Source organism: Rhizobium sp. P38BS-XIX (assembly GCF_012641435.1).
Classification (GTDB): Bacteria; Pseudomonadota; Alphaproteobacteria; order Rhizobiales; family Rhizobiaceae; genus Rhizobium.
Window position 1 is genome coordinate 113,240 of sequence record NZ_JABAIJ010000011.1, and the last position, 26,533, is coordinate 139,772.

The following is a 26,533-nucleotide window of genomic DNA, read 5'->3' on the forward strand; positions in this document are numbered from 1 at the left end:
GTTTATCGTCCGTTTTTCGGGCCACCGAGCGCGACGCAGCCTCCCATTGGCGCCATTGATGAAAGGAAACACCGGTGAGGTTGACGCAGTTGCATTTAAGCAACAGCGCTCAAGAGTAGCATTCGTGCGGTTTTCACATAATTGACAAACATACGGGCTGTTTGTAATCCAAATGCAGGACACAAAAATTGTCTTACGGTCGACCGTTCGGCCGGATCGGTAGGGGCATTTCGTTACCCTTGCCGCGAGGTCAATTTTGGAGGTTAGAGGGGACTCAAGCCAACAATAAGGTGCGTATTTGCCGGGTTACCTGGTCGTAGTTAGACCGAGCCGATTTTCAGGTGGTATTCCAGTTCTGTTCTCGCGGTAAGATAGAAATGCATATTACAACCAGGAGTTTAATATGAACATCAAGAGCCTTCTTCTCGGCTCCGCTGCTGCACTCGCAGCAGTTTCCGGTGCCCATGCAGCTGACGCAATCGTTGCTGCTGAGCCCGAGCCGCTGGAATACGTTCGCATCTGCGACGCATACGGTGCTGGCTACTTTTTCATTCCGGGCACGGAAACCTGCCTTAAGATCGGCGGCCGTGTACGTTCCGAAGGTGAATGGTACGACGCCTACAACCCGAACAGCAAGGTTGGCACGCTGTGGCACACCCGCGCTGAACTGAGCCTCGACACCGCAACGGACACCGAATACGGTCCGCTGAAGACCAACACGGTTTTCCGTTGGGACTGGAATGACGGCGGCGCCACCAGCACGAAGCTTCTGTTCGCCAACATCAGCCTCGGCGGCTTCACTGTTGGTAAGCTCGACTCGCAGTACAACCTGTATGTCGGCTACGCTGGCGACGTCATCAACGACGACGTGATCTACGACGGCCCGTACGAACTCAACCAGTTGACCTACAACTACGACGCAGGCAACGGCTTCACCGCTGTCGTCTCGCTCGAAGACAGCAACTCGGCTTCCGACGGCTCTGCATCCTACGGCTCCAGCTGGTGGACGGACGACAAGTCCAACCATTACGCTCCTGACGTTGTCGCCGGTCTCGGCTTCAAGTCCGGCGCATGGGGCGTCAAGGTTGTTGGCGGTTACGACTCGATCGTTGAAGAAGGCGCTGTCAAGGTTCGCGTAGACGCTGACTTCGGCGTATTCTCGGCCTTCTTGATGGGCGGTTACAACACCGACGGCGACAAGCTCAACAAGTATGCTGGCACGAACCTCGACCGTTCTGCTTGCCCGGTTGACGATGCATCGAAGTGCGGCTGGGGTGACTGGGCTGTCTGGGGCGGCGGTAGCGTTCCGATCAACGACAAGCTGAAGTGGAACATCCAGCTCGCTTACACCGACTCCAAGATCTTCGCCGCTACGACGAACCTCACCTGGAACCCGGTTAAGAACCTGACGCTTCGTCCGGAAGTTTCCTACACCAACTTCGATTCTGTGAACCAGGATCAGTGGGCTGGTATCATGCGCTTCGAGCGTAGCTTCTAATCAAGAATTACCCGGCCTTGGGCCGGGTAAAAGAAGCCTGGCGTTCCAATCCGTCAGGCTTCTTGAAATGATCGGTTGACCTCCGATCAAAGAGAAAGGATCCGGCTTTCCCTCCGGATCCTTTTTATTTTGGGCATTGATTTGCCGTCAGGCAGCCGAGCTTGCTATTGCCTGCGTTTGACCGGCCGGGAACCAGGTTTTCAAGACCATTTTGATAAACATCTGGCCGCAAGGGACGAGCTGGAAATTGCCGCGATCGAGTGTCCACTCGGTGATGAGGCCGCCGATAACGGCCGTCAATGCCGAAGCGGCCGTGTCTGGCGTCCACGGCGCCGGAAGCTTCGTTTTCGTATCCATCAAAGTGAAAATGCGTTCGAAATTGTCGTGCATGTCCTGACGGAAGGAACTCGCGCGGTTCGTGGTTCCATCGCAGAACGCCATGTCGAGATGCATCATCACCTTCAGCATGCTGCGTTTGCGCGGATCGCATTGAACGTCTTCGAAGATCGAGGCGATTGCATCGGCAACGAGATCAAGCGGATTGGGCGGAAGCTCTTTCGACATCCGCTCCGCCAATTCCTGAAATGGCTGCTGGGCTTCGTCGCGAATCGCAAACATCAGACCCTGCTTGTTCTTGAAGTGCCAGTGGACGGCTCCGCGCGTGACGCCGGCCGCAGTGGCTATTTCTTCGAGACTGACATTCTCGTAGCCTTTGTCGAGAAACAGAGCTTTTGCTGAATGCAAAATCTCGCTCCTTGTTTCCGCAGCCTCCTCCTTAGTTCGTCTCATTCGCGTCTCCACCCAAATCGATTTGCAAGCCGTGCCCCTTTTTGTTCTTTTTCGTCTTCTTTATCACTTAATGGCCGGGACCCCATAATCCGGCAACACGCAGTAGTACAGCGAACTTTAGATGTTCGCTCAAAATTAATAAAGCAAACCGTAACGCGCCCTATTCGTCAAGCACCTATAAGCTACGCGCAAGTTTCCCGATGCAATTTCCGCACGTTGGGAAGTGCAAAATCGAAAATGTGCAGATGCCGATAACGCCATGACGGCGACATATCGCCTGGGACGATCTTCATTCAGTCACGACAAACGTGGCGGACGCGTCATGCCGATGCGTGAAAAGATCTGGTCCGCCGCGTTCGGCAATTCCATCAGCCCATATCGGTTATCGACGTCGTGGCGCGCGCTCGCGCGGCTCAACATGATGTCATGTGTTCAAGTCGCGTCCGCGTAAGCAATCGGAGTTCGTCTCAACGCTCGTATCTGGAGGCCCCTATGACGAGCATTACCTCAGTTCTACCCAATCGATACTATCAGTATCCCACTTCGCAATCGACATCGTCGTCCACGACAGACGATTCGCTTTCGTCTCTGCTGTCGGGGAGCCAGTCAGGCGGCGCTTCCGCCTCAAGCTCATCGTCCTCGTCCGACGACCAGTCGCAGATCACCGCTGCCGAGCAGCTGATCGCACAGTTGATGAACATCATTCTCAACCTGCAGTCCGGCAATGGAAGCGGTGACGACAGTTCCGCATCGACGTCCGATGGCAGCTCCGTCGATTCGACCTCGAGCACGCAACAGTCTTCGTCCGCAGCTGCTGCGCAGGGCAACAGGCAAGGCGATATGATAGACGCCATGGACACCAACGGCGATGGCAACATCAGCGAGGCGGAATTTGTTGCCGCGCGGCCGTCTGGCGTCAGTGAGGATCAGGCAAAGCAGCTGTTCCAGAGCCTCGACGAGAATAACACCGGATCGCTCACCAAGTCGCAGTTGGCAAGCTCCATGCATGCCGGTCACCACCACCACGGAGGCGGTGCCTTGAGCGATGATGCGCTCTCCAACATCTTTTCCTCGATGGATACCGATGGCGACGGCAATGTCACGCAAGCCGAGTTCGTCGCCGCACGCCCTTCCGATGTGAGCGCGGATCAGGCGACGAGTCTGTTTCAAAGCCTCGACACATCCGGTTCAGGTTCTTTGACGCAAAGTCAGTTCGAATCGGCCGTGAGGGGTCAGCAGTCGCCGATGCCGGACTTCGGCAGCCTCTACGCCTTCAACGAACAGGATCAGACGACGAGCGATTTGCTCACACTCTGACCGGACGCGACGTTTCGCATCCGATGGTGCGACGATGCCGGCAGCTTGGACGGAGAAGTTGGGGCCTCCACATCCAAGCGAGCCGGCATTTTTATGCCTTGAGCCGATGTGGCGTCTTTGGCCGGTGAAGCCATGAAAGTCGCGGCGAAAAATTCGAAAAACTTGAATGCCGGAGCGACGGATTTGCTGGACGCGTTCGTTCAATCTCCGAAAGCCTATGCTCGATATCGAAGGAAGCAGCCGCTGCGAGCGGATTGGTGCCATGTTTCGGATACGGGAATTGGTCGACGCCCTCTTGTCATTGGCGCAGAAGGGGCATGCTATGCGGATATCGCACGAAACGTGGATGGTGGCGATTGTTGATGAAGAGGGATCGCACGCCCGAGAGTGGCGACCCGGATGAGGATCTTTTGGGTCGTATTGCGACGGGCGACGCGCCGGCGATGCGAACCATGGTGGCGCGGCAATTACCGCGCATCCTGTCTGTGGCGACCCGTATGCTTGGCGATGCCGCCGAGGCTGAAGACGTGGCGCAAGAGACCTTCTTGCGTGTCTGGCGCAATGCCGGCGGCTGGCGCCAGCGCAATGCCCGCTTCAGCACATGGGTGCACCGCGTGGCGATCAACCTTTGCTACGACCGTCTGCGTCGACGCAAGGATGTGCTTGCCGAGCATCCGCCCGAGATCGGATATGATGGTCCGGGACCGGATGCGGGCCTGATGAGAGAGGAAGATCCATCGCGGCGGGTGGAGCGGGCCTTGCAGGCAATCGCGCCCCGCCAGCGTGAAGCAATCGTCCTCGTATACTATCAAGCGCTGTCGAACGCGGAAGCGGCCGCCATTATGGATGTCAGCGTGGATGCATTGGAAAGTCTGTTGGCGCGGGGAAGGCGCTCTCTGCAAGTGCTGTTGTTGAAGGAACAGAGCGATGGCTGAACAGGTCGCAAGTCCGATGAGTGCGGAGCGCTTTGCCGAGCTGGCCGATGCCTACGGCGGTGATATTGGTCGTTGGCCGCAGGCCGAGCGTCTGGCTGCGCGCGATTATGCAAGACGTGCCGAAGTCGGCAGGGTGCTGGAGCGCGCGGGCGATCTGGATGCCTTGCTCGATACCTATGTCTTGAACGCCCGGCATGAAGGCCTTGAGGGCCGCATCATCTCAAAGCTCGCTCAGCGATCGAGGATCCGCAACTGGTTTCGTTTCGGTTCTGCAGGAGTGGGTCTGGTTGGCATCGGGATCGCCGGCGCGCTCGCCGGCAGCATCGCCATAGCCGTTCTGGCGCCCAATCTGAGACCGGACACGAGCGTCATGTCCGATGGTACGAGCACTATGTTTGGCGATATCGGACCCGACGGCGCCGTAACGCAGGAAAGCCAATGACAGAGCGAAGCTTCAGAATACTGGTCATAGGCCTTTTGGTGTTGAACACTTTCCTGATCGGCGCACTGGCCGGAGGAGGGTTGACGTGGATCCGAAGCTCGCAAGCTCGCAACGTCATGATGCCCCTGGGCGGCGAGCAGCTGCCCGCGACACAGAGGAAGGCATTGCGTGCGGCGCTCAACGAGGCGCGCAAGGACGAACGCCAGACAATCCTCGAGGCTCAACAGGCCAAGGTGGATGCGGCTTCCATTCTGGGGCAGCCGACGCTTGATACAGAGGCGTTATCGGCTGCTCTGGCAAGGGCACGCAATGCCGACGCGGCCGTGAGGGCGAAAGTCGAGCAGCGGGCGGTCGATTTTGCGGCAACACTCTCCTATGACGAGCGGCGCGCACTCGCCGAGACCCTGATCCGTCGCAGCGTACCGAGGAACGCTGCCACAAAATGATCATAGTTTGCGACCGACGGATCGGGAAAATGCAGACGTTCAAGGGGCATGTTTGATGCAGGAGTTTGCAAAAACATGGCTCAGCAATCGAATGATATCTATGCCGCCCTGACGCTCTCGCGGTTTGGCCTAGGCGCGGACCATAACGGAACTGCGTCGATCGCCTCAGATCCGCGCGGCGCACTGATGGAAGAGATCACGGAGCGCTTCGTTCCGATACCCGTCGGTGCACAGCTCCAATCGACGGCCGATCTTCTTGTTTCGCTTTATGCCTTCCAGCAGCAGCGCAAGGAGGCGCGCGAACAGGCAGCCACCGCGGCAGCCGCTGCGCCGCAAGGCGCAGCGATGCAGGGCCCGCAGCAGCCGCAGAAGGCGCCGGCACAGCCACCTGGCGCAACGGCATCCTCGCCTGCAAATCAATCAATGAGCACGCAAACCCCCATTCGACCCATGTCGGCAGGTGCCAAGGAGATGGGGAAGCCGGAAAGGGCGCAAACGCCCTACCTTCCGCAGCAGATCCTGTTGGCAGAAGTCGATGCTCGTTTCAACGGCACTATCCGGCAACCGCTGATCGGTTTCGGTGAGCGGTTGGCGATGTTTTGGGCGAACCATTTTGCTGTCGCTGTGACAAAGAGTGAGGAAGTTCATATCGCGGCCGGTGCCTTCGAGCGAGAGGCGATCCGTCCGCACGTCTTCGGCCGCTTTGCAGATATGTTGCTTGCTGTTGAGACCCATCCGGCCATGCTTGGCTATCTCGACAACCAGCAGTCGATCGGCCCGAACTCCAAGGCCAACGGCAACAAGATGCGGGGCCTGAACGAAAACCTGGCGCGAGAGACGCTTGAGCTCCATACACTTGGCGTCAACGGAGGCTACACGCAGGCCGACGTCACGACCCTTGCCAAGATCATCACCGGTTGGACGGTCGTGCGCGCAGCAGGCAAACTTGGGACGCCCGGAACCTTTGTTTTCAACGCAGGCGCCCATGAGCCCGGTGATCAGACGTTGCTAGGCCTGACCTATGCCGATAACGGCGTCGGGCAGGGGCGTGAGGCGTTGCGGGATCTTGCGCGACACCCGGCGACAGCGCAGCATATCGCCACTAAACTTGTCCGGCATTTCGTTGCCGATACGCCGCCGCCCGCCCTTGTACAGACGGTTGCCGCCACCTTCAGCAAGACGGACGGGGATCTTTCGGCCGTCTATCGGGCGCTCATCAGCTCCGAGGATGCTTGGAACCCGACGCTTTCGAAGGTTCGATCGCCTGTCGAGTTCATGACCGCACTCTTGCGGGCCAGCGGGGAAACGCCGAAGCCGAATGTTATTCTCGGCGCGTTGACCGCCATGGGGCAGCCGTTTTGGGCGCCGGCCGGACCGAACGGATTTGCCGACACCGTCGACGTGTGGGCCTCCAGCGAGAGCCTCAGCATGCGCATGGATGTGGCAAACATGATCGCGAATTCCATGCCACCGCAGGTAGATCCGCGCAGTTTCGCGTCGGATAGCCTCGGCCCCCTTCTTTCCAATGAAACGCTTCAGGCCGTTTCGCGTGCGGAGACCCGCAAGCAAGGGCTGATGATTGCTTATCTTTCTCCCGAATTTCAAAGGCGCTGACCATGACCTGCGAACTCATGACCCCCACCCGTCGTGCCGTGCTCGGCGCCTCAGGCGCTTTGTTTGCCTGGGCCTTCATGCCACGCTTCGTGCATGCCGCCGGCGCGCGCGACCCACGTTTTGTTACCATCATCCTGCGTGGTGCACTGGACGGATTGACCGCAGTGCCGCCTGTCGGCGACCCTGATTACCAGGCGTTGCGTCAGGCGATCGCCATGAGCACAAGCGGACCGGATGCGGCTCTCCCGCTTGACAGCTTCTTTGCACTTCATCCGTCGATGCCGAACTTCAATCGCCTTTATCGTGAAGGGCAGGCCGCGGTCGTACATGCCAGCGCGACCTCCTACCGTGATCGATCGCATTTCGATGGACAGGACGTGTTGGAGTCAGGGTATGAGATGCCTGGCCGCGTCGATTCCGGTTGGCTGAACCGGATGCTGGAGGGACTGCCGAAGGGCGACAAGGTCGCGCCCGGTCCTGCTGAAATCCGTGGTCTGTCCGTCGGCGCAAACGCACCGCTGGTCATTCGAGGCAAGGCGCTGGTGCTTGGCTGGTCGCCTTCCAACCTGCAGCCCGTCAGCGACGACCTGCCGCCGCGGCTAATGGATCTCTACAATCATACAGATCCGCTTTTTGCTAAAATTCTTGCCGAGGGCATTTCGACCGGCAAGATTGCCGCCGGCCTTGATGTGAAGGCGAGGGGAGGTCCTGGCGATCCCAACGGCATGGAACAGATGGCAAAGGGAGCGGCGCGTCTGCTGGCACAGGATGAGGGGCCTCGTGTTGCCGCTCTGGCCTTTGAGGGATGGGATACCCATGCCGGCGAGGTAGACCGGCTCAACAAGCTCCTTGTCGGGCTCGATAATTCTTTTGCTGCGTTTCAGCAGGAGCTTGGTCCTGCCTGGAAGGACACCGCTATCCTGGTTGCCACCGAATTTGGCCGCACAGCGCAGGTCAATGGCACGCAAGGCACGGACCATGGGACTGGTACAACGGCCTTTCTCGCCGGCGGGGCGATCAAGGGCGGTCGTGTGATTGCTGACTGGCCCGGTCTCAAACAGGCGCAGCTACGGGATGGTCGCGACCTCGCGGCCACGACGGATCTTCGCGCGGTGGTCAAGGGCATCGCGGTCGATCTGCTCGGCGCGTCGCCGGCCGTATTATCACGTAACGTTTTTCCAGGATCCGATCACGTCCTGCCAATGAAGGGCCTGATCGTCTGAAGATGGCTTTGGGTGCGCATCACGCGCTGTTACGGCCAGTCGGCATATCCTGACGACAAGGCAGTTTCTGCGGTGTCGTTTCTGCGGGCGACATCGCGATAGGCAGCTGGTGAGAAACCGGTTTTCTTCTTGAAGAAGTGACTGAAATAGGTCGGATCGCGAAAACCAAGTGCATCCGAAATTTCCTGGACGGTGCGGGCCGAGCGCTCCAGCCGAAGCTTTGCTTCCTGCACGACGCGCTCATGCAGCAGCTGGACGGGTGACCGTCCAAGCGTGCCACTGCAAATCGCATGGAGGCGATCGGTGGTGACGCCGAGTTCGCGGGCGTAATCCCCCATTGGCCGATGCTGGCGAAACCAGGCCTCTACCAACTGCCTGTATCGCTGTAAGACCGAGGCATTCACACCGCGCCCGCGCTGTTCGATCGTCCCCGCGCCGGCGGCGCGCCAGAGCACAAGCAAAATCAATCGCATATAGGCTGATGCCGCAGTCCAGGAGCTGCGCGCCGGATCGCCAAGCTCTTGAACGAAGCCGACAATGAGTGGCCGAGCCTCATTGATGGCATCGGCATTCGGTTCGCTCGCGAACCATGCGCGTTCCGTGAAAATTCGCAAAGCATGGGACTCGGCGCGATCGCCGATCGCATCGACCATGATCTGTGGTGAGGTGCCTAACAGCGAACCTGTAGAACCCGCTGATAAAATCAGCTGGCATCGAGACTGCGGCGGCAGAGAGGCAATGGTGGGTCCCTGCAACGTCATCCGCTCGTCAGTTTCAAAAAGCAGTTCCGCTGTGCCAGCTTGTAGCAGCAAGAGGTGATGGAACTGGAGGTAAATTCCCTTGTGGAGGCGCAGTGTGCGATGCGTCAATGACGGTTCGTACCGCTCTGCGCGAGCGTGAAGATGGATGCCGCCATCGGAAATCAATAAAACCTCCCTATCTCGGGCAGCGAAAATTTGCCATGGCTGCCAGATTTTCGCAATATTAACCCAAAAAATCACATTCAAAGCTGTGCACGATGACGTAAGTTTGTGTCCGAGCCTTTAGGAGGAGGTTCTGCGGACCATGGATAACCATGATCATCTTGAGCCGCGTGAAAGCATTTCCCATCAAATGCCCGAGGTTATCACTCGCCGGAGACCGGACGATCGCCATGTTTATCACCAAACTGCTGATCAACAACGAAGCGCAGGATTCATCGGATGCATCGACGTTTGAATGCATTGATCCAGCGACCGGCGATATCACGAGCATCGCTGCTGCAGCTTCGCTTGCGGATGTGGAGCTTGCCGCGGGGGCTGCTGCGGCTGCCTTTCCCGCCTGGTCCGACGTCGGGCCGAGCGAGCGCCGGGCGCTCCTGAACAGGGCTGCCGATATCCTCATTGCCCGCACCGCCGACTTCGTCGATGCAATGATCGGCGAAACCGGCGCAACGGCAGCCTGGGCCAGGATCAATTGCACGATCGCGGCTGACACGCTGCGCGAAGCAGGGGCGATGACGACGCAGATCACGGGCGAGATCGTTCCCTCTGGCAAGGTAGGAAATCTTGCGATGGCGGTTCGTCAGCCTGCCGGCGTTTGCCTCGGGATTGCGCCCTGGAATGCCCCGATCATTCTCGGAGCGCGCGCGATTGCCATGCCTTTAGCCTGTGGCAACACAACTATCCTGAAGGCATCCGAGCTTTGTCCCAGGACGCATTGTCTGATTGGCGACGTGATGCTGGAAGCTGGCTTTGCGCCGGGAGTGGTGAATGTGATCACGAACGCTCCGAAGGATGCGGCCGCAATCGTCGGGGCTTTGATCGCGAGCCCGGCTGTGCGGCGGATCAACTTTACCGGATCGACGCGTGTCGGGCGCTTGATCGCGGAAGCATCCGCGCGCCACCTCAAGCGCTGTCTCCTCGAACTTGGCGGCAAGGCGCCTTTCATTGTGCTGGCCGACGCCGATATCGATGAAGCCGTCCGGGCTGCTGCGTTCGGTGCCTTCATGAACCAGGGCCAGATCTGCATGTCGACGGAACGAATTATCCTGATGGACGATATCGCCGACGAATTCATTGCCAAGTTTAAGGCGAAAGCCGCAGCGCTCGTCGCCGGCAATCCGCGCGAGTGTAAGATGCCACTTGGGGCGATGATTAAGGCCGAGGCCGCAAGGCGAATTATCGCTCTCGTCGAAGATGCTTCTCACAAGGGAGCGACCCTCGTGTGCGGCGGCCAGGCGCGCGGCACGTTGATCGATGCAACGATCATCGACAACGTCACGCCAGCGATGCGCGTCTATCGTGAAGAGAGCTTCGGGCCGGTCGCGGCGATTATCCGCGTCAACAGTATCGATGAAGCCGTGACGGTCGCGAACGACAACGAATATGGATTGTCGTCCGCCGTCTTCAGCCGCGACATTCCTCAGGCGCTCTCGGTTGCTCGTCGCATCGAGACGGGCATCTGCCACATCAACGAGGCAACCGTCGCCGACGAACCGCAGATGCCGTTCGGTGGCGTGAAATCGAGCGGCTACGGTCGTTTCGGCGGCAAGGCAGCGATCGACGAATTTACCGAGTTGCGATGGATAACTGTCGCATCGGGCAATCGAGACTATCCGATCTGAGCAATAGAGGTCGGCAGGGCTAAAGAACCACTTTTATAAGGAGGACAAAATGCAAGTTTCTCTTCTCATCAACGGCGTCGATCGACCGGCTGCCAGCGGGCGGACCTATGATCGCCTGGATCCGTTCACGGGCGAGCTCGCCACGACAGCGGCGGCGGCTGGGCTTGATGACGTCTCTGCTGCCATTGAAGCTGCCTCTGCCGCTTTTCCCGCTTGGTCGAGCACAGGCCCAAGTGCGCGGCGTGCTATCCTGGCAAAAGCCGCCGATATGATGGATACCAAAGTCGGCGAGTTCACGAGGCTGATGATGGAAGAAACGGGTGCAACGGCGCCCTGGGCAGGCTTCAACGTCATGCTGGCCGCCAATATCCTGCGCGAGGCAGCCGCGATGACGACGCAGATTGGCGGCGAGATCATCCCATCGGACAAGCCCGGTACGCTTGCTATGGGCGTGCGTCAGGCGGCGGGCGTCTGCCTGGCGATCGCACCCTGGAATGCGCCTGTCATCCTCGCGACGCGGGCAATCGCCATGCCGATCGCTTGCGGCAATACCGTGATCCTCAAAGCATCCGAACAATGCCCCGGCACTCAGCGCCTGATCGCAACTGCTCTGACCGAAGCCGGACTGCCGGCCGGCGTCATCAATGTCATCACGAATGCTCCCGAGGACGCAGCCGACATTGTCGAGGCGTTGATTGCTCATCCCGCCGTTCGCCGCGTCAATTTCACCGGCTCGACGAAAGTCGGCAAGATCATTGCCGAACTCAGCGGCAGGCATCTGAAGCCTGCGCTTCTCGAACTTGGTGGCAAAGCACCTCTCGTCATATTGGAGGATGCGGATATCGACGGCGCCGTCAATGCCGCAATCTTTGGCGCCTTCATGCACCAGGGCCAAATCTGCATGTCGACGGAGCGCATCATCGTGCACCAGGCGATTGCTGATGAGTTCGTTGCAAAGCTGTCGGCGCGGGCCGCGTCATTGCCGGCTGGCGATCCCCGTGGCCACGTCGTCCTAGGCTCATTGATCAGCCTCGATGCCGCAAAGAAGATGGAGGAGTTGATTGCCGACGCTCGGACCAAAGGCGCCAAGCTTGTCGCCGGCGGCAAGCGAAGCGGCACCGTCGTGGAAGCGACCCTGCTTGATTTTGTAACACCCGATATGCGCGTCTATTCCGAAGAATCCTTCGGGCCTGTCAAACCGATCATTCGTGTCGCGAATGAGGATGAGGCCGTGCGTGTCGCCAACGATACCGAATATGGTCTGTCATCCGCCGTCTTCAGCCGCGACGTGCAGCGCGCGCTTGCCGTTGCCGGCCGCATTCAGTCCGGCATTTGCCACATCAACGGACCGACATTGAATGACGAGGCTCAAATGCCCTTTGGCGGCGTCAAGGGCAGTGGCTACGGGCGCTTCGGGGGCAAAGCAGCCATTGCCGAGTTCACCGACCTGCGTTGGGTAACCATCGAGGATCCTGCGCAGCACTATCCATTTTAATCGATAGAGGCGGGCGGGCGAGATGATTCGACCGCCCGCTCGGTTTCCAATGCCAGCTTCCAAAGACTTGAACTTAACGTGTGGGTTCGAAGCGCAGCACGCCCGCCACCTTTGACCCGCCTCCTGAATCGGACGGATGAGATACGCCATCCATCACCTGGACCTCCGCAAAGTCGAAGGGGCTGACGCCTTCTATGCACGCAACGTTGATGCCGAATTGGTTCGGGTTGGATCGGCGTTGGTGATGCGTATAGATACCGCACGTCTTGCAGAAATAGTGCTTGGCGGTACGTGTGTTGAATTCGTAAAGCGTTAGATTGTCCTCGCCCTGGATAAATTCGATATCCGCGAGTTGTGCCGAAACGGCGATTGCGCCACGCATTCGACAATAGGAACAGGTGCATCGGCGGATCGTATTGAATTCGTCCGCTAGCCGAACGTGGAATCTGACGGAACCACAGTGACAGGCCGCCTCGTGTTGTCGTCTTTCATCGCTCATTGCCAAATCACCTCGCTATTTGCAGTGAAATTAATCAGGCCGGATATCAACCGCAAGGCCGATCTCGGCGCGCTTTGATTGCTCGTTCTGAAATTAGGACCAGCGTTCGCAGAAGGCCTCGATATTGCTCGACTGGAAGTCGGGGAGCCTTTCCATGATGGTCGCGAAGGGCCAATCCCACCATGCAATGGAGCGAAGCTTTTCGGCGATGTCTCTCGTGAACCGCTCGCGGATGAACTTTGCGGGAACACCGCCGACGATGGTGTAGGGTTCGACATTCTTGGTGACGACCGCGCCGGCGGCCAGCACGGCACCATCGCCGACGCGCACGCCCGGCAAGACGATCACGCCGTGACCGATCCACACATCATTGCCAATGACGGCGCGATCTGCTTTTCGCCGATCGAAGAATAGCGTATCGCGGACGGCATCGGGCGAATAATATTCGGGACAATAGGTGAAGCGGTGCATGGACGGGCGGTCCATCGGATGATTGGGTGCGCCGATCCTGACCTCGGCCGCAATCGCGCAGAACTTGCCGATCACTGCATCGCCGACGATGCAGCGAGGTCCGAGATAGGAATAATCCCCCAGTTCCACGGCGTGGAGAGCGGTATCCGCCAGGATCTCACAGCATTTGCCGATATGGGCGTCCCGGATGGCCGCCGTCGGATGGATAATAGTTTCAGCGATTGTTGGGCGATTGGGCTCGGTGGTCGAATGCATATAAGGTCTCCGAATTTCAGCCTGCGTAATTGGAGACGATGAAGGACATGTGACACGCGATCAGCAACCGACCGAGCTGCGCCGCCAGCCCGGCTCGACAGGATCTCGTCGATCCCTTGGTTGGATATTCTATTCCTCAGCAGACCTAATCACGTGGCGGCGACAGCCGGGGGAACGATACCGCTGCGCTTTTCGCTGGCCGCCGAGAGCATGGCAACCGCACAGGCCAGGGCAAGAGCAGCGGCGCCAAGCACAGGCAGGCTACGATATCCGTATCCCTCTTCAAGCAACGTTGCTCCAATGACCGCCGCGATCGCAATGCCGACGTTGAACCCGGATGGAATCAGCGATGAGGCCAGATTCGGCGCGTCTGCCGTCCACATCAAGATGCGGGCCTGCACGGGCGTTCCGATGGCGAAATTGAGAGCTCCCCAGACGAAAATCGTCGCCGTCATCAGGAGCGGATAGGGGCTGACCATGTAAAAGACGACGAGAACGACGGCCTGTACGGCAAGCATGACGATAAGGGACGGCATCAATTTCCAGTCCGAGAGCCGTCCGCCGATCAGAACGCCGAGCGTGGCTCCAACCCCGTTGAGCAGAAGCACCCACGGAATAAGCATCGCATCAAGGCCGGTCACTTCTCGCAAAAGCGGCGTTATATACGTGAAAGGCACCATTTGACCGATCATCAAGGCAAGCATGATGATGAGGGACGTCCAAACCTGCTGGCGACCGAGAACGCGAACTTCACGGCTGAAATAACCCGATTGCTGCGGCTCGACCTTCGTCGACGGGATCAAGACCGAGATCGAGACCAGGGCGAAAACCCCGATCAAGGTCATGGCCCAGAATGTCATGCGCCATCCCCAAAGACCACCGATGGCAGCGCCGATGGGGACGCCGATAATGTTGGAAACCGTCAAGCCTGCGAGAATGATGGAGACAGCACGGCCCCGGAACTCCTGCGGAACAAGGGCGATCGCAACCACCATTGCGATGCCGAAATAAGCCCCGTGCGCAACGGCGGTGAAAACGCGGAAGACGAGCATGGTCGCAAAGTCGGGCGCAAGGGCGCAGGCGACTTGCCCGAAACAGAAGGCGACCGTAAGGGCAACAAGAATGGCTCGACGCGAGATCCGACGTGATGCAATTGTCAGAAGCGGTCCGCCGATCGCGATACCCAAGGCGTAACCGGACACCAGGTAGCCGGCAAATGGGATCGACACTCCCAGGCCGTTTGCCACATCAGGCAGAATGCCCGCAATGACAAATTCGGTCGTGCCGAACGCAAACGCCGCCAGAAACAAAGCGAAGAGGGGTAAGGGCACGCTCGACTCCATATAAAGACATAAGGATTTCTTTAAATTATCAACGAAGGCCCATCAAGCCTAAGTTGTCGCTGTTGTCATTCTCTCCGTAAAGCAGAATGACTGCAGCCTCTCGTGCCCGCGCCCATGGGGTGTGGGGCTCGATCCCTGTACTCGATCCCTGGGCTCGATCCTTGACAAGGGGGGAATGTTTGTGAAGGTTGGCGGACATGAGCGAGGTGGCTGATTGGTTATCTTATACAAGTCCGATCAGTCGGAAAAACGCTGCGGAGGCGGTGTTTGAGGATATTCGTTCGGCAATAACTTCTGGACGGTTGGCAGTCGGGACACGGCTGCCTGCCGAATCGCAGCTTGCTGCGCGCTACGGCGTCAGTAGACCGATCGTGCGCGAAGCGCTTCGTTCGCTGCAAACTCTTGGCCTGACCCAGACGCGCACAGGCAGCGGTACCTATGTCATCACGTCGACGACTGGCCCTGAGTTACAATATGGCGGTTATTCCGCGCGGGATCTGATCGAGGCGAGACCGTTCATCGAGGTTCCCGCCGCCGGATGGGCGGCGGCTCGGCGGACAGAGCAACAACTGGTGCGCCTATTCCAACTTTGTGATGACATGGACCGGGAAGACGATCCTTTGAAATGGGTCAAACTCGACTCGGAATTTCATTCGACAGTCGCGGAATCCTCCGGGAATGCCGTCTTTGCGAAGATCGTCACCGATGCGCGGGATGCGCTGATGCGTCAGTCGGAGCTCGTCAATATGATGGCACAGCGCCGTCTAGCTTCGAATGTCGAACACCGCCGCATCGTCGAGGCGATTGCGGCGGGATCGGAAGAGGCAGGCATGGCGGCGATGGAGGCCCACTTGGGTCAAGTCAAGCGCGTGGTGACGACGATTATCGGCGAGGATCCACCGCGTCAGTGAGAGCGGCCGGGAGGTTGGCAAGCCGCTCGGGTCGCAAGGCCTCAATGAGCTCTTCGGCCGTCAGATATTCGTGCTGAAGCACGATTTCCGGCACTGTGCGGCCCGTTGCAAGCGCTTCACGGGCAACCTTGGTCGCCGCCTGATAACCGATCAACGGGTTAAGCGCCGTTGCCAGGCCGATCGATTCCTGTAGACGCTGCGCCATCAGCGCTGGATTGGCCGTAATGCCGTCGACGCAGCGTTCGGCGAGGATGTGGCAGGCCGCGGTCAGATGTATGATGCTTTCCGAGAGCGACCGGACGATGATCGGTTCAAAGGCATTAAGCTGCAGCTGTCCGGCTTCCGCAGCCATGGTAACGGTAATGTCGTTGCCGATGACCGAAAATGCGACTTGGTTGACCATTTCCGGGATGACCGGATTGACCTTGCCGGGCATGATGCTGGAACCGGCTTGCATGGCCGGAAGCGTGATCTCGCCGATGCCGGTTCGAGGCCCCGATGACAGGAGGCGCAGGTCGTTACAGGTTTTCGAGAGTTTGACCGCCACACGCTTCAACACGCCGGAAAGATGGACAAAGGCTCCAGGATCTTGAGTAGCTTCGATAAGGTCGCTGGCGGTCACAAGGGGGCGGCCCGTCAACCGCGCGAGATGAGCGCAGGCAAGGGCGGCATAGCCGTCAGGCGCATTGAGGCCTGTGCCGATGGCTGTCGCTCCAAGATTGACTTCATGCAAGAGCGTGGCGGATTCGATGAGACGGGATCTGTCCTCTCCGAGCATCACGGCGAAAGTCCGGAATTCCTGTCCAAGCGTCATCGGAACCGCGTCCTGCAACTGTGTTCTTCCGACTTTCAAAATTCCGTCGAACTCTTTGGCCTTGCGATCGAACGCCTCTTTCAACATATCCATTGCGGCAGCCAGACCGTCGATCGCCTCTATCAGTGCGACATTGACGGCTGTCGGATAGGCATCGTTGGTCGACTGACTGAGATTAACGTGATCGTTTGGGTGAAGATGGCGATAGTCGCCCTTGGAATGACCGAGCAGTTCGAGCGCGCGATTGGCAATGACCTCGTTGGCATTCATGTTGGTCGAGGTTCCAGCGCCGCCCTGGATGACATCGACAACGAACTGGTCGTGCAATTCTCCGGCTCGGATTTCACGGCACGCGCGGACAATGGCGTCAAGCCTTGCGCCGTCAAGCAATCCAAGTTCGTGATTGGCTAGAGACGCGGCTTCCTTCACGAAGGCAAGGCCGCGGATCAGATGGGTGTATCGACCGATTGACGTGCCGGTTACCTGAAAATTCTCCACTGCTCTTGCGGTATGCACACCCCAGTAGACATCCGCCGGAATATCCTTTTCGCCCAGCAGATCATACTCGCTTCTTGTCGTCGCCACCTTGTCCTCCCACGGTAAAATCCAAAGAAAATCTGTAAAGCTGTATGACAGATTATTGGTTGTTACCCGTTCTGCCGAATTGCGTCAACTTCAAGGCTACAGGGTTGACCCTGGGCAAATTTCACTGTTAAGAGAAAAATCTGTCATACAGCATTACAGCATGACCGGCGCTCTCGAACATTGGATCGCTGGATCGAAGAGAGCGGAACGGCATCCGGTCGAGTGCGAATGAGCGCCCGGATCCGTCCCAGGACACAGGCTCAAGGGAGGAGCAATGTCAGGCGATAGAATTCAGAATGTGCCGGCGGATCGCCGGCCGCCGGCCAATGAGGATCTTGGCTATCACAAGGCCCTGAAGCCGCGGCAGATCCAGATGATCGCCATCGGGGGCGCGATCGGCACCGGCCTTTTCCTCGGCGCAGGCGGGCGGCTGGCCGCCGCCGGCCCAGCCTTGATTTTCGTTTATGCGCTTTGCGGTTTCTTTGCCTTCCTGGTCTTGCGTGCACTCGGCGAACTGATCATGCATCGGCCGAGCTCGGGCTCATTCGTGTCCTATGCCCGCGAGTTCTATGGCGAGAAGATGGCCTTTGCGGTCGGCTGGATGTACTGGCTGAATTGGGCGATGACCTCGGTTGCCGATGTGACCGCCGTTGCGCTCTATATGAATTTCTTCAAGCACTATGTGCCCTGGCTTGCAGGCGTCGATCAGTGGGTCTTCGCACTCATCGCGCTGATGGTCGTGCTCGTCATGAACCTTCTGTCGGTCAAGGTCTTCGGCGAGCTGGAATTCTGGTTCAGCCTCATAAAGGTTCTGGCACTCGTCAGTTTCCTGGTGGTAGGCATCTATTTCGTCGTCTCGGGCACCCCGATTGCGGGTCATCCTGCCGGCTTCAGCATCATCAGCGATAGCGGCGGGTTTTTCCCGAACGGCATCCTGCCAGCCTTCGTGATCATTCAAGGCGTGGTGTTTGCTTATGCGTCGATCGAGTTGATCGGGACCACAGCCGGAGAAACGGAAGATCCGCGCAAGGTCATGCCGCGCGCGATCCGCACGGTCGTTGCCCGTCTTTTGATTTTCTACGTCGGCTCTGTCCTGCTTCTGTCGCTGCTTTTACCCTACACGGCCTACAAGGCCGGCGAGAGCCCCTTTGTCACTTTCTTCGGCACCATCGGGATCGAAGGTGCCGACATCATCATGAACCTCGTTGTTTTGACGGCGGTTCTGTCCTCTCTGAACGCGGGCCTCTATTCCACGGGTCGGATCCTACATTCGATGGCGGTCTCCGGTTCGGCACCGGCAGCGCTTGCAAAGATGAACAAGGCCGGCGTGCCGTATGGTGGCATCGCAGTCACGGCTGTCGTGACAGTCATCGGCGTAGCGCTGAATGCCGTCGTGCCGTCTGCCGCCTTCGAGATCGCGCTCAATCTCTCGGCGCTCGGTATCATCTCCGCCTGGGGCGTGATCGTGCTGTGCCAGCTGAAACTCTGGAAACTGTCGAAGCGCGGTGAGATGGCGCGTCCTGACTTCCAAATGTTCGGCGCGCCCTATACCGGTATTCTCACGCTTGTTTTCCTTTTCGCAGTACTTGTGCTGATGGCGCTCGATTATCCTGTCGGTACATGGACGATCGCGTCGCTCGCCCTGATCGCGCCAGCGCTTGTCATCGGCTGGTATCTTTTGCGCGACCGCATTCAGCGGTTAGCGGCCGAGCGGGGTCAGGCGTGACACATTCGCGCATAAAACCGCTGGTGGCAGTCATTGCCACCGGCGGCACGATCGCAAGCGAACGCGCCGATAACGGCGCGAGTGCGCCGTCCCTGTCTGGCGAAAGCTTGCTGGCCCTTTTACCCGATCTGCCTGTCGATCTGAGGCCTGTCGAGTTGATGGCGAAGGATTCTGCGAGCCTGACACTTGCCGATATGCAGGGGATTAGCGAACAGGTGGCCGGACTGCTGGCGGATGCGACCGTTAGCGGCATCGTGATCCTGCATGGCACGGACGCGATGGAGGAGACGGCCTTGTTCGTGCATCTTCAGCACGGATTGACCAAGCCCGTCGTCTTCACCGGTGCGCAATTCACGGCTGATCATCCGATGGCCGACGGGCTTTCCAACCTTGGCGCAGCGGTTGCTGCCGCGATCGATCCAGCAAATACCGGGCGCGGCGTTCTCATCTGTTTCGGCGGCCGTCTCTTGCCGGCCTGGGGATTGTACAAGAATGTCTCGGATCTGGCCGATGCCTTCAGGCAATCTCGGCCACTTGAAAATCCGCCGAGCCCACGGCTTGCGGCAGCTCTCGATGGCATTCGGGTGGACATCGTTGCGGTTTATCCCGGTTGCGACTCCGTCCATCTGGACGCAAGTCTCCGGGCAGACGCTCATGGTATCGTGCTCGCGGCCCTTGGATCGGGTAACGCCAATCCGCGTCTCGTCGAAGCCGTTCGACGCTGTGCCGATGTCGGTGTCCCCGTCGTGGTATCAAGTCGCGTGCCGGATGGATTGCTGATTTCGAGCTATGGCGGCGGCGGCGGCGGACATGATCTCGCCAATGCCGGTGCAATTCACTCATCGACCCTGCGGCCGGGGCAGGCGCGGATCCTGCTGGCGGCGCTTGTTGCGTCCGGGGCTACTGTCGAAGAGATCGCGAAGGCGTTCGCGGATGCCCCCTAGGCGAGAGTGCACGATGACGACGGGCCGGCCGGTGATTGACGGCACGGCCCGAAGGCGGTTGGCCTAATGGCTCCTACTAGGCTGGCCTTGTAGCGTTGGCGACGACGACGGGTATCATGAGGTCACCCCAGTTGCCGTTGCCGCCATGATGACGGGCCGATCGGACGAGCTCCACGGAGACGCCAGCCTCGACAGCATTCATGACGGCCTGGTTGAGGCGATGCAGCTCGTTGGCAAGCATGCGGATGACCGCCTGCTGATCGGTGTTCATGGTGAGAGATTGCTCTTCGGCTCTCTCGCGAACGCGTGCTATCGATGGCATTTCATTCTCCTCCTATGATTGTGATATTACTCGGCTGCCGGCTTGAACTGGGCATGCTCGGTCGATCCGTGCATGGCGGTCGTCGATGACTGACCGCCTGTGATCGCCAGAGACACTGCATCGAAATAGCCGGTGCCCACTTCGCGCTGATGCTTGGTGGCGGTGTAACCATTGGTCTCGGCGGCGAATTCCGCTTCCTGCAGCTCGGAATAGGCGGCCATCTGACGAGCCTTGTAACCGCGAGCGAGTTCGAACATGCCGAAATTCAGCTGGTGGAAGCCGGCAAGCGTGATGAACTGAAACTTGTAACCCATCGCGCCCAGCTCGCGCTGGAACTTGGCGATCGTCGCATCGTCCAGGTTCTTCTTCCAGTTGAAGGATGGCGAGCAATTATAGGCGAGCAACTTGCCGGGGTGGACGCGGTGCACGCCCTCGGCAAAGCGGCGGGCCTGCTCCAGATCCGGCTTCGACGTCTCGCACCAGATGAGGTCGCAATTCGGCGCGTAGGCGACGGCGCGGGCGATGCAGGGCTCGATGCCGTTGCGCACCTGGTAGAAGCCTTCGACCGTGCGGCCGGCGTCATAATCGACGAAAGGCCGGTCGCGCTCGTCGATGTCAGACGTCAGAAGCTTGGCTGCCTCGGCATCGGTGCGTGCAACGACGAGGGTCGGCACGCCCATGACGTCGGCAGCAAGTCGCGCCGCGTTCAGATTGCGGATATGAGCCGCCGTCGGAATAAGCACCTTGCCGCCGAGATGGCCACATTTCTTTTCAGATGCCAGCTGATCTTCGAAGTGCACGCCGGCAGCGCCCGCTTCGATATAGGCTTTCATGATCTCGAACGCATTCAGCGGGCCGCCGAAGCCTGCTTCGGCGTCAGCGACGATCGGCGCAAACCACGTGTCGACGGACATGCCTTTGCCCTCGGCGGTCTCGATCTGATCGGCGCGCTGCAGGGTGCGATTGATGCGCTTTGCCAACTCCGGACCGGCATTGGCAGGGTAGAGTGACTGGTCCGGATACATGGCGGATGCTGTGTTGGCGTCAGCTGCAACCTGCCAACCGGAGAGATAGATCGCCTTCAGGCCGGCACGGACCATCTGCATGGCCTGGTTGCCGGAAAGCGCGCCAAGCGCATTGACGAAATCGTCTTCGCGAATGAGTTGCCAGAGGCGGTTTGCTCCCATTTCGGCCAGCGAGTGGCGGATCGTGATCGAGCCGCGCAACCGCTCGACATCCGCGGCCCTATAAGGGCGCTCGATGCCATCAAAGCGCCCGGCAGGCGCGCTGGGAACGAGTTTGTAAAAGTCTGTCATGCTATTCTCCCGATTGTGCTTTTCGATCCTCCGATCGATCGTGATCGCATGACTGTTTTTACAAGATCGATCTTGTTTCGGCCAGAAGAAGCCGCGTATCGTGTTGAATAAACGGGTTAGGATGTGTTACAGTTGACTGCTGCGTTGTGTAAATTTGTAAAACTTGTAAATATTGGGCAATCCGGCTTCTGTAAAAGGTGTAGCTTATGGTGGAGCGAAAGATCTTTGCTGGCCCAAGGGTGCGGCGCGTTCGCATGGGGCTCGGTCTGACGCAGACGACGATGGCGCAGGGCCTCGATATCTCGCCGTCCTACCTTAATCTGATCGAGCGCAACCAGCGGCCGCTGACCGTGCAGCTGCTCTTGAAGCTCGCATCGGTCTACAGGGTCGATCTCGATGAACTTCAAGGGGGAGAGGCCGGCAGCGCAGGGCAGTTGCGCGAAATCTTTGCCGATCCGCTGCTTGCCGGCGAGATACCCGGCGACCAGGAACTGATCGAGTTTGCAGAAGCAGCGCCGAATGCGGCAAATGGGATGATCCGGCTTTATCGCGCCTATCGCGAGCAGGCTGCCAGACTATCGGATCTCGCCGAACTCCTGTCCCGCGAAGGGAGGGTTGCAGATGTTATCACACCTCGCCTGCCGCTTGACGAGGTGCATGATCGTTTCCAATCACGACCGAATTTTTTTGCCCGCATCGAGGATGCCGCCGACGCGCTTCAGGATCATCTGTCGCCCGGTGACGATATGGCCGGTGCATTGCGGGCGTGGTTGAAGCGGGAGCATGGTATCGCCGTTCGCCTTTTGCCGGTGCACTCCATGCCAGGCCTGCGGCGCCGCTACGACCGGCACTCGATGCGGCTTTTTCTCTCCGAACGGCTCTCGCCTTTTGATCAGCTCCGCGAGATCGCGACGGAAATATCGCTGTTGGCGCTGCGGGGAGAAATCTCCGCCGAACTGGATGCTCTTCAGCTTTCCACACCCGAAGCCAATCGTATCGCACGCTTCGAACTGGCACGTTATGCCGCCCATGCGTTGTTGATGCCGTATGGGGCTTACTTCTCTGCGGCGCAGCGTTTGCATTACGATATCAGCAGCCTTTGCGCGCGTTTCAGCGTGTCATACGAGCAGGCGGCGGCGCGGTTGACGACACTTCAGCGTCCCGGGGCGGCGGGCATTCCGTTCTTTCTCATGGAAATCGATAGTGCCGGCAATCGCCTGCGCAAGGCGGGGGCGCAAGGCTTTCCGCAGGCACGCTTTGGCGGCGGCTGTCCAAAGCTCAATATCCACGGCGCCTTTGCGCAACCGGGCCAGATATTGGTGGACGCCGCCGAGATGCCGGATGGCGGGCGCTTTTTGACTGTCGCGCGAACCATCGAGGGACCTCAGGCCGATTTCGGCGAAAGAGTGCGCCGGACAGCGCTTCTGCTCGGCTGCGATATCGCGCACCGCGACGAAGTGATCTACGGAAAGGCATTGAGTGCAGCCTCCATTCTGATTGGCCCAGCCTGTCGCCTCTGCGAGAGGCAAGGTTGTCTCGCACGGGCTGAACCGCCCGTTACACGCCCGCTTGGCCTCGACGAAATGGCAGCGGGGCTGAGTGTATTCGATTTTCAGTAGTCGTCCTGATTGTCGCAGCACCGTTGGGTGCTGAAAGTGATCGCAGTCTTATCAAAATCTATGGTTTCTATAGGCAATTTGTTGCGCCGAACTTCCGATAAATAGAATTGGATTCCTCGCCTGCCGGGCGGCGCCTCTCTAGGTTCCGCGCAGATCAAGGAGTCCGGATCTTATGAATATTGCCAAGCGAACATCTGCTGCCATTTTTGCCGCTGCGCTCTCCTGCGGTGCGCTTTTCACCACGATCGCGCATGCAGATGCGACGCTCGATCGCATCAAGGGCCGCGGTGCGCTGACGGTTGGTATCATCCTGTCTGGTGCTCCGTTCGGCTATATCGACCCGGCGAGCCAGGAGCAGAAGGGCTATAATCTCGACATCGCCAAGGCGCTTGCCGATCAGCTCGGCGTCAAGCTTGAGACGGTGACCGTAACGCCGCCAAATCGTGTGCAATTCCTGCAGCAAGGCAAAGTCGACGTCCTGATCGCAAACATGCAGTACACGGAAGAGCGCGCGAAGATCCTCGACTATGTGCCCACACCCTACGATCGTAGTGGCGGCGCCGCCGTTGGTCGCAAGGACAGCGGGCTCAACGACTGGAGCGATCTCAAGGGCAAGCCGGTCTGCGTGTCTCAGGGATCCAACTACACCCAACCGCTGATCGAACAGTATGGTGCAGAGGTCAAGGCTTTGCCGAGCCAGCCGGAATCGCTTTTGGCCCTGCAGGGCGGTAATTGCGTTGCCGCCGTCCATGTCGGCGCAACGGTCAACCTGCTGCTGCAGGATCGTCCGGAAGAGTGGAAGGACTACAAGATCCTGTTCCCGACCGAGCTGGTACCGTCGGATTCCGTTATCTGGCTGCGCAAGGGTGAGACCGATACGCGCGATGCGCTCGACAAGGCCATCCAGGCGCTGCATTCCAATGGCAAGCTCCTCGATTACGCCAAGGCAAACCGGCTGCTCAACACGACCTATCTTGAGGAAGAGCACAAGAAGCTCGCAGGCAAGTGATCCTATCGGTCGCTTGAGGAACGGTTCGCATGGGAAGTTCGCTTCTTCAGACCTTCATAGACTGGACTGGTAAACTCGGACTTCATTACGAATTCCTGGCTAGTGGTTATGAGGCGCAAATCTGGCGCGATGGCTTTATCACCACGCTTTATTTGATTGTGCTCCTCATTCCGGTCAGCCTTGTTTTCGGCTTGCTGTTTGCCACTATGCTCACCTCTGGGCGAAGGCTCCTATCCGCTCCGGTCAGGACGTTGATCGAGATCACGCGGAACACGCCGACGCTCGTGCAGTTGATGTTCAGTTTCCTGGTGTTGAACACGCTGGTCTCCAATGGGCTCGGCGGCGCGCAGCATAATCCGCTGACGCCGTTTTTCTGGGTCGTGGCAGTCGTTGGTCTGCATGTTGCTGCGCTCCATGCCGATGCTCTTCGTGCCGGCATCGAGGCGGTACCTGAGCAGACAGTGGAGGCGGCGCGTGCCATCGGCTTCACGCGGCTACAGATCCTGCGTTTTGTGGCTATCCCGCTCGCCTTCCGCGCGTCGTTGCCGGCCATCGTCAATAATATGATCAACCTGGTGAAACTCACGACTGTTGGCAATGCGATCGCCGTCAGCGAGATCACCTATGCCTCCATCATGGTCTGGACGCAGCGCGACAATGTCGTCGAGCTGATGATCGTCATTCTGCTCTTCTTCAGCGCCATCAATCTCGCTCTTGCCAGGATCGGGCGGTGGGTGGAGAAGCGTCTCAGCGTGCCCGGCTTTGGAGCAGGCGCATGAGTGTTGCAAAGCTCTCTGCGACGCCTACGAGCAATTGGCTTCCGTGGCTGGCCGGTGTGTTGATCGCGATGGCCGCCGTCTGGTTGTTGGCCGATCTGTCGCTGCTGCGGGTTCTGATCGAATGGTTACCCTACCTCGGCACTGGCTTTTTGATGAACATCCTTATCAGCCTGCTTGCCATGGCCGGTGGCACGATCATCGGCGTCGTGCTCGGCATCCTCGAGCTGACGCCTTTGAAGATTGTTCGTTATCCAGTCGTTCTCTATGTGCAGATCTTCCGCAATGCTCCGCATCTCGTCCTCATCTTCGCAACGACCTACATCTTTCCCTTCGAGATTGTGATCTTCGGTCATTATCTGCCATTTCCCGATTGGGTGAAGGCGGTCATCGGGCTTGCGATTCCAGCGAGTGCCTACGTTGCCGAAATTACGCGCGGTGCGATCCAGTCCATCCCAACAACGCAATGGGAGGCGGCCAAAGGACTTGGTTTTTCCAGGTTGGGGGCTCTTCGCTGGATCATCTTGCCGCAATGCGCGCGCCGTTCGCTGCCACCCTGGATGAACCTTTTTGCCTCAATCACCATGGCAAGCGCGCTTGCCTCGCTGGTTGGCGTGCATGAACTGCTTCATGCGGCGACAGATGCCAGCACGGCAGTTCGTCGATTGGATTTCACGGTCCTTGCCTACATCGTCGTCATGGCGGCATTTTTCGCCCTTTGCTACCCCATTTCCAGCCTGACGCGGCGTCTTGAACGCCGCATGAAAGCTTAAAGGAGCCGGCATGAGCCATGCTCAGACCAACCCGATCGTCGAACTGGCGGACGTACATCTGGCCTACGGGTCGACGGAGGTCCTGAAGGGGATCGATCTTTCGGTTGCTCGCGGCCAGACCGTCTCGATCATCGGTCCCTCGGGGTCGGGAAAGTCGACCATCCTTCGTTGCATCAACGCGCTGGTCGCGCCGCAGAAGGGCCTGATCAGCGTTAATGGTGTACGCGTCGACCAGATGCGCAGCGAGGCCGAACGCATCAAGCTGCGCCAGAAGATCGGCATCGTCTTCCAGCAGTATAATTTGTTCCCGCATCTGTCGGTGCTCGACAACATCACGCTCGCGCCGATGCGTATTCTTCGCGTCAATCGGACCGAGGCGGAACGCCATGCGAGAGATCTCCTCGCTCGCGTGCGCCTTTCGGAAAAGGCCGTCATGTATCCCGGACAGCTCTCCGGCGGCCAGCAGCAGCGCGTCGCGATTGCCCGCGCGCTTGCCATGCGGCCGGATCTCGTTCTCTTCGACGAAGTGACGTCGGCACTGGATCCGGAAACGGTTGGCGAAGTGCTCGCCGTGATCCGTGATCTTGTCAAGGAAGGCATGACTAGCATCCTTGTAACCCATGAAATGCGCTTCGCTGAAGAAATCAGCGACGTGGTGGTCTTTACCGAGAACGGCCAGATCGTCGACCAAGGGCCGCCCGGGCACATCTTCCAGACCTCGACGAATGCGCGCATCCGGCGTTTCGTCAACGGTCTAGCCGGTGCGCGCGCGTCCGTCGAAAGCGGCGAAGGCATCTGAGGAGACT

Annotated in this window: 25 protein-coding genes; 17 read left to right on the plus strand and 8 right to left on the minus strand. The window is 58.9% G+C overall.

What is annotated here, in order from left to right; genetic code table 11:
- The first annotated feature begins 403 nt into the window (after positions 1-403).
- The gene (locus tag HGP17_RS27575; RefSeq protein ID WP_168813968.1) at positions 404-1,498 is read left to right on the plus strand and encodes a porin; all 1,095 of its coding nucleotides are present in this window, start codon (positions 404-406) and stop codon (positions 1,496-1,498) included.
- 147 nt (positions 1,499-1,645) lie between these two features.
- Here HGP17_RS27575 and HGP17_RS27580 read toward each other — a convergent pair whose 3' ends face one another.
- The gene (locus HGP17_RS27580) at positions 1,646-2,287 is read right to left on the minus strand and encodes a TetR family transcriptional regulator (RefSeq protein ID WP_168813969.1); all 642 of its coding nucleotides are present in this window, start codon (positions 2,285-2,287) and stop codon (positions 1,646-1,648) included.
- 492 nt (positions 2,288-2,779) lie between these two features.
- Here HGP17_RS27580 and HGP17_RS27585 point away from each other — a divergent pair, with 492 nt between their 5' ends.
- The 6 genes from HGP17_RS27585 (at position 2,780) to HGP17_RS27610 (ending at position 8,264) form a co-directional block, all read left to right on the plus strand.
- Positions 2,780-3,604, plus strand: a complete 825-nt coding sequence (locus HGP17_RS27585) for an EF-hand domain-containing protein (protein ID WP_168813971.1) — start codon at positions 2,780-2,782, stop codon at positions 3,602-3,604.
- A gap of 362 nt (positions 3,605-3,966) precedes the next feature.
- Entirely contained in the window at positions 3,967-4,539 is a 573-nt protein-coding gene (locus HGP17_RS27590; protein ID WP_168813974.1) for an RNA polymerase sigma factor, read from the plus strand.
- Positions 4,532-4,981 (plus strand): hypothetical protein, encoded by a 450-nt coding sequence (locus HGP17_RS27595; RefSeq protein ID WP_168813976.1) that lies wholly within the window; start codon positions 4,532-4,534, stop codon positions 4,979-4,981. Before HGP17_RS27590 ends, HGP17_RS27595 begins: the two co-directional genes overlap by 8 nt.
- Positions 4,978-5,427, plus strand: a complete 450-nt coding sequence (locus HGP17_RS27600; RefSeq protein ID WP_168813978.1) for a periplasmic heavy metal sensor — start codon at positions 4,978-4,980, stop codon at positions 5,425-5,427. Before HGP17_RS27595 ends, HGP17_RS27600 begins: the two co-directional genes overlap by 4 nt.
- Before the next feature lie 75 nt (positions 5,428-5,502).
- Positions 5,503-7,041, plus strand: coding sequence for a DUF1800 family protein (locus tag HGP17_RS27605; protein WP_168813980.1), 1,539 nt, complete (start codon positions 5,503-5,505; stop codon positions 7,039-7,041).
- Positions 7,042-7,043: 2 nt separating this feature from the next.
- Positions 7,044-8,264 carry a DUF1501 domain-containing protein gene (locus HGP17_RS27610; protein ID WP_168813982.1) on the plus strand — a complete coding sequence of 407 codons (1,221 nt, stop codon included), beginning with the start codon at positions 7,044-7,046 and terminating at the stop codon, positions 8,262-8,264.
- Positions 8,265-8,293: 29 nt separating this feature from the next.
- Here the strand turns inward: HGP17_RS27610 and HGP17_RS27615 are convergent, their stop codons facing one another.
- Positions 8,294-9,190: a helix-turn-helix transcriptional regulator gene (locus HGP17_RS27615; protein WP_168813984.1), complete on the minus strand. Its 897-nt coding sequence runs from the start codon at positions 9,188-9,190 to the stop codon at positions 8,294-8,296.
- 227 nt (positions 9,191-9,417) lie between these two features.
- Here HGP17_RS27615 and HGP17_RS27620 point away from each other — a divergent pair, with 227 nt between their 5' ends.
- Positions 9,418-10,869 carry an aldehyde dehydrogenase gene (locus HGP17_RS27620; RefSeq protein WP_168813986.1) on the plus strand — a complete coding sequence of 484 codons (1,452 nt, stop codon included), beginning with the start codon at positions 9,418-9,420 and terminating at the stop codon, positions 10,867-10,869.
- 49 nt (positions 10,870-10,918) lie between these two features.
- Entirely contained in the window at positions 10,919-12,364 is a 1,446-nt protein-coding gene (locus HGP17_RS27625) for an aldehyde dehydrogenase (RefSeq protein ID WP_168813988.1), read from the plus strand.
- A 73-nt stretch (positions 12,365-12,437) separates the two neighbouring features.
- On the opposite strand, the gene HGP17_RS27630 is transcribed toward HGP17_RS27625, so the two are convergent.
- The 3 genes from HGP17_RS27630 to HGP17_RS27640 form a co-directional block, all read right to left on the minus strand.
- Positions 12,438-12,863 (minus strand): GFA family protein, encoded by a 426-nt coding sequence (locus HGP17_RS27630; protein WP_168813990.1) that lies wholly within the window; start codon positions 12,861-12,863, stop codon positions 12,438-12,440.
- Between the two features lie 93 nt (positions 12,864-12,956).
- The gene (locus HGP17_RS27635; RefSeq protein ID WP_168813992.1) at positions 12,957-13,589 is read right to left on the minus strand and encodes a DapH/DapD/GlmU-related protein; all 633 of its coding nucleotides are present in this window, start codon (positions 13,587-13,589) and stop codon (positions 12,957-12,959) included.
- A gap of 149 nt (positions 13,590-13,738) precedes the next feature.
- A complete protein-coding gene (locus HGP17_RS27640; RefSeq protein WP_348648999.1) occupies positions 13,739-14,920 on the minus strand; it encodes an MFS transporter in 1,182 nt (393 codons plus the stop codon).
- A 209-nt stretch (positions 14,921-15,129) separates the two neighbouring features.
- On the opposite strand from HGP17_RS27640, the gene HGP17_RS27645 reads away from it, so the two are divergent.
- Positions 15,130-15,843, plus strand: a complete 714-nt coding sequence (locus HGP17_RS27645) for a FadR/GntR family transcriptional regulator (RefSeq protein ID WP_168814100.1) — start codon at positions 15,130-15,132, stop codon at positions 15,841-15,843.
- Here HGP17_RS27645 and HGP17_RS27650 read toward each other — a convergent pair.
- Positions 15,815-17,242 carry an aspartate ammonia-lyase gene (locus tag HGP17_RS27650; protein WP_168813995.1) on the minus strand — a complete coding sequence of 476 codons (1,428 nt, stop codon included), beginning with the start codon at positions 17,240-17,242 and terminating at the stop codon, positions 15,815-15,817. The two genes, HGP17_RS27645 and HGP17_RS27650, sit on opposite strands and share 29 nt — an antisense overlap.
- 274 nt (positions 17,243-17,516) lie before the next feature.
- Between HGP17_RS27650 and HGP17_RS27655 the strand changes: the two genes are divergently transcribed.
- Positions 17,517-18,968, plus strand: coding sequence for an amino acid permease (locus tag HGP17_RS27655; RefSeq protein ID WP_168813997.1), 1,452 nt, complete (start codon positions 17,517-17,519; stop codon positions 18,966-18,968).
- Entirely contained in the window at positions 18,965-19,912 is a 948-nt protein-coding gene (locus HGP17_RS27660) for an asparaginase (RefSeq protein WP_168813999.1), read from the plus strand. The genes HGP17_RS27655 and HGP17_RS27660 overlap by 4 nt, the downstream gene beginning before the upstream one ends.
- 76 nt (positions 19,913-19,988) lie before the next feature.
- Here HGP17_RS27660 and HGP17_RS27665 read toward each other — a convergent pair whose 3' ends face one another.
- Positions 19,989-20,234, minus strand: a complete 246-nt coding sequence (locus tag HGP17_RS27665) for a hypothetical protein (RefSeq protein ID WP_168814001.1) — start codon at positions 20,232-20,234, stop codon at positions 19,989-19,991.
- A 26-nt stretch (positions 20,235-20,260) separates the two neighbouring features.
- Entirely contained in the window at positions 20,261-21,550 is a 1,290-nt protein-coding gene (gene aceA, locus HGP17_RS27670) for an isocitrate lyase (protein ID WP_168814003.1), read from the minus strand.
- 206 nt (positions 21,551-21,756) lie between these two features.
- On the opposite strand from aceA, the gene HGP17_RS27675 reads away from it, so the two are divergent.
- From HGP17_RS27675 to HGP17_RS27695, 5 genes are all read left to right on the plus strand, one after another.
- The gene (locus tag HGP17_RS27675; RefSeq protein ID WP_168814005.1) at positions 21,757-23,169 is read left to right on the plus strand and encodes an XRE family transcriptional regulator; all 1,413 of its coding nucleotides are present in this window, start codon (positions 21,757-21,759) and stop codon (positions 23,167-23,169) included.
- Positions 23,170-23,341: 172 nt separating this feature from the next.
- Positions 23,342-24,178: a transporter substrate-binding domain-containing protein gene (locus HGP17_RS27680; RefSeq protein WP_168814007.1), complete on the plus strand. Its 837-nt coding sequence runs from the start codon at positions 23,342-23,344 to the stop codon at positions 24,176-24,178.
- Positions 24,179-24,207: 29 nt separating this feature from the next.
- Positions 24,208-24,957 (plus strand): amino acid ABC transporter permease, encoded by a 750-nt coding sequence (locus HGP17_RS27685; RefSeq protein ID WP_168814009.1) that lies wholly within the window; start codon positions 24,208-24,210, stop codon positions 24,955-24,957.
- Positions 24,954-25,727, plus strand: a complete 774-nt coding sequence (locus HGP17_RS27690) for an amino acid ABC transporter permease (protein ID WP_168814011.1) — start codon at positions 24,954-24,956, stop codon at positions 25,725-25,727. Before HGP17_RS27685 ends, HGP17_RS27690 begins: the two co-directional genes overlap by 4 nt.
- Positions 25,728-25,737: 10 nt before the next feature.
- Positions 25,738-26,526: an amino acid ABC transporter ATP-binding protein gene (locus HGP17_RS27695; RefSeq protein ID WP_168814013.1), complete on the plus strand. Its 789-nt coding sequence runs from the start codon at positions 25,738-25,740 to the stop codon at positions 26,524-26,526.
- Positions 26,527-26,533 lie beyond the last annotated feature (7 nt).

Excerpts from the sequence above, each read along its gene's own strand:
- HGP17_RS27575 (WP_168813968.1), top strand. The coding sequence starts at position 404 with ATGAACATCAAGAGCCTTCTTCTCGGCTCCGCTGCTGCACTCGCAGCA.
- HGP17_RS27580 (WP_168813969.1), bottom strand. The coding sequence starts at position 2,287 with ATGAGACGAACTAAGGAGGAGGCTGCGGAAACAAGGAGCGAGATTTTG.
- HGP17_RS27585 (WP_168813971.1), top strand. The coding sequence starts at position 2,780 with ATGACGAGCATTACCTCAGTTCTACCCAATCGATACTATCAGTATCCC.
- HGP17_RS27590 (WP_168813974.1), top strand. The coding sequence starts at position 3,967 with ATGAAGAGGGATCGCACGCCCGAGAGTGGCGACCCGGATGAGGATCTT.
- HGP17_RS27595 (WP_168813976.1), top strand. The coding sequence starts at position 4,532 with ATGGCTGAACAGGTCGCAAGTCCGATGAGTGCGGAGCGCTTTGCCGAG.
- HGP17_RS27600 (WP_168813978.1), top strand. The coding sequence starts at position 4,978 with ATGACAGAGCGAAGCTTCAGAATACTGGTCATAGGCCTTTTGGTGTTG.
- HGP17_RS27605 (WP_168813980.1), top strand. The coding sequence starts at position 5,503 with ATGGCTCAGCAATCGAATGATATCTATGCCGCCCTGACGCTCTCGCGG.
- HGP17_RS27610 (WP_168813982.1), top strand. The coding sequence starts at position 7,044 with ATGACCTGCGAACTCATGACCCCCACCCGTCGTGCCGTGCTCGGCGCC.
- HGP17_RS27620 (WP_168813986.1), top strand. The coding sequence starts at position 9,418 with ATGTTTATCACCAAACTGCTGATCAACAACGAAGCGCAGGATTCATCG.
- HGP17_RS27625 (WP_168813988.1), top strand. The coding sequence starts at position 10,919 with ATGCAAGTTTCTCTTCTCATCAACGGCGTCGATCGACCGGCTGCCAGC.
- HGP17_RS27630 (WP_168813990.1), bottom strand. The coding sequence starts at position 12,863 with ATGAGCGATGAAAGACGACAACACGAGGCGGCCTGTCACTGTGGTTCC.
- HGP17_RS27635 (WP_168813992.1), bottom strand. The coding sequence starts at position 13,589 with ATGCATTCGACCACCGAGCCCAATCGCCCAACAATCGCTGAAACTATT.
- HGP17_RS27645 (WP_168814100.1), top strand. The coding sequence starts at position 15,130 with ATGAGCGAGGTGGCTGATTGGTTATCTTATACAAGTCCGATCAGTCGG.
- HGP17_RS27655 (WP_168813997.1), top strand. The coding sequence starts at position 17,517 with ATGTCAGGCGATAGAATTCAGAATGTGCCGGCGGATCGCCGGCCGCCG.
- HGP17_RS27665 (WP_168814001.1), bottom strand. The coding sequence starts at position 20,234 with ATGCCATCGATAGCACGCGTTCGCGAGAGAGCCGAAGAGCAATCTCTC.
- aceA (WP_168814003.1), bottom strand. The coding sequence starts at position 21,550 with ATGACAGACTTTTACAAACTCGTTCCCAGCGCGCCTGCCGGGCGCTTT.
- HGP17_RS27675 (WP_168814005.1), top strand. The coding sequence starts at position 21,757 with ATGGTGGAGCGAAAGATCTTTGCTGGCCCAAGGGTGCGGCGCGTTCGC.
- HGP17_RS27680 (WP_168814007.1), top strand. The coding sequence starts at position 23,342 with ATGAATATTGCCAAGCGAACATCTGCTGCCATTTTTGCCGCTGCGCTC.
- HGP17_RS27685 (WP_168814009.1), top strand. The coding sequence starts at position 24,208 with ATGGGAAGTTCGCTTCTTCAGACCTTCATAGACTGGACTGGTAAACTC.
- HGP17_RS27690 (WP_168814011.1), top strand. The coding sequence starts at position 24,954 with ATGAGTGTTGCAAAGCTCTCTGCGACGCCTACGAGCAATTGGCTTCCG.
- HGP17_RS27695 (WP_168814013.1), top strand. The coding sequence starts at position 25,738 with ATGAGCCATGCTCAGACCAACCCGATCGTCGAACTGGCGGACGTACAT.